Raw genomic sequence first — 4,913 nt, 5'->3', positions numbered from 1 at the left:
TGCTGAAGGGGATGGCAACTGTTGCAAGAATCTTGAAGCCGGGACGACAGGTAGTATCAGTTTTGCGCGCGGAGCCGAGCGACTCGATCACGATGACTTCACGTTGCCGGGACCGTTTCCGTTTACCTGGAGCCGCCAGTATCGATCAGATCTTGCGGCCTATGATGATGGGGTGATGGGTGCGCGCTGGATCACACCGTACACGACGCGGCTCGACATCGTGCAAAACGATGCGCTGCCGGAGAGCCTTCGCTATCACGCCGCGGATGGCCGCACCCATGCGTATCCGCTGCCGAAGGTCGGGGCGTTTCATTACGACGCCATCGAGAACCTGACGCTGGTGCGGGTTTCCGATCGCGTGGTGACCCTGGCGCGTGGCTACGATGTCCGAGAGACCTACGAGCGTCACGGCCAACACTTCCGTCTGACGGGCATCGTATTGCGCAACGGCGAGGGCCTGGCGCTGGCCTATGATCATCCGGAGCACGTGCCCAATCATGCGCTGCTGCCATCCGATCTGATGTCCTATCACGGTGAGATCGAGATCGATGCCCACGTTCACGTGGTGCCCGACGAACAGGGTCGCGTGGCGCAGGTGTGGCTGATCGAAAACAACAAGGCGGTTCGTCAGCTCGCCGACTATTCCTACGACGATGCAGGCGATTTGATTGCGGCAACCGACGAGAATGGTGCGAGCCGCAGCTACACGTACGAGCACCACCTGATGACGCGGTACACGGACCGTACCGGCCGGGGGATGAACCTGCGCTGGGATGGCGACGGTGCGACGGCCAAGGCCGTGCGTGAATGGGCTGACGACGGCACCTACGACACGAAACTGGAGTGGGATCCGAACATTCGTTTGACCTATGTCACCGACGCTCATGGCAACGAGACCTGGTACTACTACGACATTCTCGGCTACACCTACCGCATCCGACATGCGGACGGGCGATCGGAATGGTTCTTCCGGGACGAGGCGAAGAACGTCGTGCGTCATCTTCATCCCGACGGCAGCGTCGAGACCTTCACCTACGACGATCGCAGCAATCAAGTCTCACACACACGGGCTGACGGTAGCACGGTGTATTACGCCTATGACGCTCGCGACAACGTGCGCAAGATTCGCGACGGCGAAGGTGGTCTGTGGCTGCGCGACTACAACGCGAAAGATCACCTGATCGAAGAAATCGATCCGCTGGGCAACAAAACCGAATACACCAACAACGCGCTCGGCCAGCCGGTGGAAATCATCGACGCGAAGGGCGGCAAAAAACAACTCTCGTACAGTGCGACTGGCCAGTTGACGTCCTATGCCGACTGCTCGGGCAAGACCAGTCGATGGCAGTACAACGGGCGAGGTCAGCTGGAGCGGTTTACCAATGCGGCAGGGCAGGCCACGAGCTATCGCTACGAGGCAGGGCAACTAGTCGATGTGACGCGTCCCGATGGGGTGACAGAGCAATACGAGCGCGATGCGGAAGGGCGACTGCTGGCACACGTTGACGGGCTGCGCCGGCGCACGGAGTGGACCTATACGCGTGCCGGGCTGATTGCCAGCCGTAAGGATGCCAACGGGGAATCGCTGGGTTATCGATGGGACAAACTGGGCCGGCTGGAGGCGTTGCGTAACGAGAACGGACGGGAGACGTCATTTGCGTACGATCCCGTGGGCCGGCTGCTGGCCGAAACGGGCTTTGATGGAAAGACGACGCGTTATCGATACGATCCGTCATCCGGCGTGTTGACGGATGTGCTCAGCGGAGAGACGGGGCACCGGATAACGGCGGTCGAATTCGATGCTGTCGGCCGACTGATCGCGCGCCAGACGGGTCAATGGGATCAGGGCACAAGTCAGTGGAAATACGGCGAGCGTGAGCGTTTCGCGTACAACGGCAACGGGCAGATGATTCTGGCGGAAAACCCCACCAGTCGGCTGCAATGGTTTCACGATGACGCGGGTAACGTCACGCGTGAGCACCAGCATTTCAGTTTCCTGAAGAATAAGCGGGTCGCGGTCTGGCGGCACGAATACGATGTACTGAATCGACGGGTCGCCACGATTCGACCGGACGGCCACCGGGTGAGCTTGCTTACTTATGGCAGCGGACACGTGCACGGCATGATGCTGGACGATACGGAACTCGTCCAGATCGAGCGCGATGACCTGCATCGAGAAATCGAGCGGGTGCAGGGCAATGGCCTCAAGCAGACGCAGCAGTACGACGCTGCGGGACGGTTGCAACAGCAGAAGCTGATTGCAAGCCGGAGCGAAACGCAGGGCGGCAAACTGCTGGTGCAACGCAGCTATACCTACGACCGAGCCGGTCAGCTGGAGCGCATCGAGGATACGCAGAACGGGATGCGGACCTACCGTTACGATCCGATAGGACGATTGGTGGCGGCAACCGGCATGCTGGGCGAAGAAACCTTCGAGTTCGATCCCGCGGGCAACCTGCTGGATGACGCGCAGACGCGGCGCTTCGAATCGCCTGATCAAAACACACTGGGGTATTCGAGTCGAATCCAGGGGCGCCCGACACTGTTGGACAACCTGCTGCGCGAGTACGCGGGGACACACTACACCTGGAACGAATACGGCAACCTGGCGGAACGTCGGCATAACGGCGAGCAGGCGTGGTACGAGTGGGACGGATTGGATCGGCTTATCCAGTTCAGTAACGGCAAGGTGACTGTTAGCTACTGGTACGACGCATTGGGTCGACGCGTGGCGAAGAAGTCGAATGCGTGGGTCCGGCAGAGCTCACACGACGGCAGTGGCTATCGGGAAGCCGAGACGGCGCGGCTGAACGCGGAGTACGGATACGGCCTGACGCTATACGGCTGGGATGGCGATAGGCTGGCGTGGGAGAGTGGCACGGGCGAGCATGGGGGCAGTAGTGGCCGCACGACGCACTACGTGTACGAGCCTGATAGCTTCGTTCCGCTGGCGCAAGCCGTTCACGTGGGCTGGATTGAACTGCACGAGCAGCCGGAATACGATGAACACTACGATATTGATCGTGACCCGCTGTGGAGCCGCACGAACAAGCCAGCGGCTTTTACGCAGATCGGCTATTACCAGTGTGATCAGATCGGCACGCCGCAGGAGGTGACGGACGGGGCAGGTGAGGTTGCTTGGTCGGCGCGTTACAAGGCGTGGGGCGAAGCGAAGGAAGTCATCAGTGAAGCGGCGCGCAAGGCTGGTATCCGCAACCCTATCCGCTTCCAGGGGCAGTACTTCGACCATGAGACGGGCCTTCACTACAACCGGTACAGGTACTACGATCCGAACAGCGGCCGCTTCATCTCGAGGGACCCGATCGGGCTAGCTGGTGGCCTGAATCAGCATGCCTATGCTCCTAATCCGGTCGAGTGGATCGATCCACTGGGGTTGGCGAAAGTTGGACAACTCGGTACCTATGGAGATCTCAACGGCGGTGACAATGTTGGTGACAGCCTACAAGCTCACGAACTTTTGCGCCATGAGTATCTGGTGAAAAAAGGGCTAACGAACAAAAATTGCAGAGATGCAAACAATCCTTCAATTGCACTTGATCTTGATCGGCACACGCGAGGCCCTGCCACCGACACACGTGGAATAGGAGGCGCGCATTATCACGAGGCTAAAATTCGACAGACGTACGGACTTGGCAGGAATGAGTTTCACGATGACATTAAACGGGAACTTGACATTACTCAAGGTGGCTTGAGGAAGGCAGGGATTTCGGCGAGCCAGGCGAGGAGACTTCGAAAGCAAGCGGAAGCGTTTTTGGCTAAAAAATGTCCATGCAAATGCGAGGGTTGATATGAAGGCGTTACTAATTGACGAAGAGTGTCACGATCATCTCGAACCCCGAGTTGGAGGTGGGGCGCTTATTGGGGGGCTCGTAACTTGGCCAAAAACATCGTCGGGGGAGGAGTTGTGCTTAGTGGCTTCTTTGCCTACCAAATTTCTTGGGATTGAGGGGGCGCCTGAATATGTTTCGGTATTTTCGCTATACTCGAAGGATGATTATTTCTTGGATCGCATAACGTATCATGGCGATCCGGAGGAGATGAGGGTAATTAAGAGTAGTGGCGCCACTCAGGTTATATTCCACGAAAAAGAAAGTGAGCGTTTTGGAGTCGAGAGTATTCCGGCTAGAAGATTGGTTGTCGGGGGTGATGTGGGGCAGCCATATCAAGGTAGTGGAGTGGGATTCCCTCCTGGATTTCTCCAAAATGAGAAATTGACACTCGATCAAGGGCTTGAATTTTCCCTTCAGTTGTACTCGGGGGATTTTCCGGTGGGTTGGGAGGATATATTTGGGCTAGGTGATGCTCTAGCCTATTTGTTTGTTGATAAGAATAAATTTGAGGGATTGTTTTTCGTTCAGGTTACGTAATTTTCATTGTGGTGGCCGTGTTGGTCAGTTGAAAATCGGATGGTGGATTGGTGGAATCGGAGTGGGTGCTTGTCAAGAGATTTTGAAAAATGTGCTCTTGCGTTTAGCAGATGAAAGGCCGCGCTATTACCAATGTGACCAGATCGGCACGCCGCAGGAGGTGACGGATGAGGCAGGTGAGGTTGCTTGGTCAGCACGCTACAAGGCGTGGGGGGAGGCGAAGGAAGTCATCAGCGAGGCGGCGCGCAAGGCGGGTATCCGTAACCCGATCCGCTTCCAGGGGCAGTACTTCGACCATGAGACGGGCCTTCACTATAACCGACATAGGTACTACGATCCAAACTCTGGACGGTTCATCTGCAAGGATCCGATCGGGTTGGCCGGCGGTATTAACGTCTTCCAGTACGCGCCCAATCCGATATCGTGGATCGATCCATTGGGATTGCACTGCATTCTGGCCGATACCGATCTTGTCTGTCGCGGTGGGGCATGTACTGCCGAAAGTTTTCAAACGGGAAGCGGTGT

At 57.3% G+C, this 4,913-nt stretch carries 2 protein-coding genes and 1 pseudogene; all 3 read left to right on the top strand.

Going from position 1 to position 4,913, the window contains the following annotated elements; translation table 11 throughout:
- Positions 1-55 precede the first annotated feature (55 nt).
- Positions 56-3,808, top strand: a complete 3,753-nt coding sequence (locus GQ56_RS43560; protein WP_265183131.1) for an RHS repeat-associated core domain-containing protein — start codon at positions 56-58, stop codon at positions 3,806-3,808.
- Between the two features lie 124 nt (positions 3,809-3,932).
- On the top strand, positions 3,933-4,388 hold the full coding sequence (locus GQ56_RS45355; RefSeq protein ID WP_152602010.1) for a hypothetical protein: 456 nt from the start codon (positions 3,933-3,935) through the stop codon (positions 4,386-4,388).
- 121 nt (positions 4,389-4,509) lie between these two features.
- A pseudogene (locus tag GQ56_RS47135) lies at positions 4,510-4,833 on the top strand (RHS repeat domain-containing protein); the annotation flags it as partial.
- Between the last annotated feature and the right edge of the window lie 80 nt (positions 4,834-4,913).

The sequence above is a fragment of the Burkholderia paludis genome, from assembly GCF_000732615.1.
Taxonomy (GTDB): domain Bacteria; phylum Pseudomonadota; class Gammaproteobacteria; order Burkholderiales; family Burkholderiaceae; genus Burkholderia; species Burkholderia paludis.
Note: the sequence above shows the minus strand (reverse complement) of the source record. Positions and strands in the feature narration are given on the sequence as shown.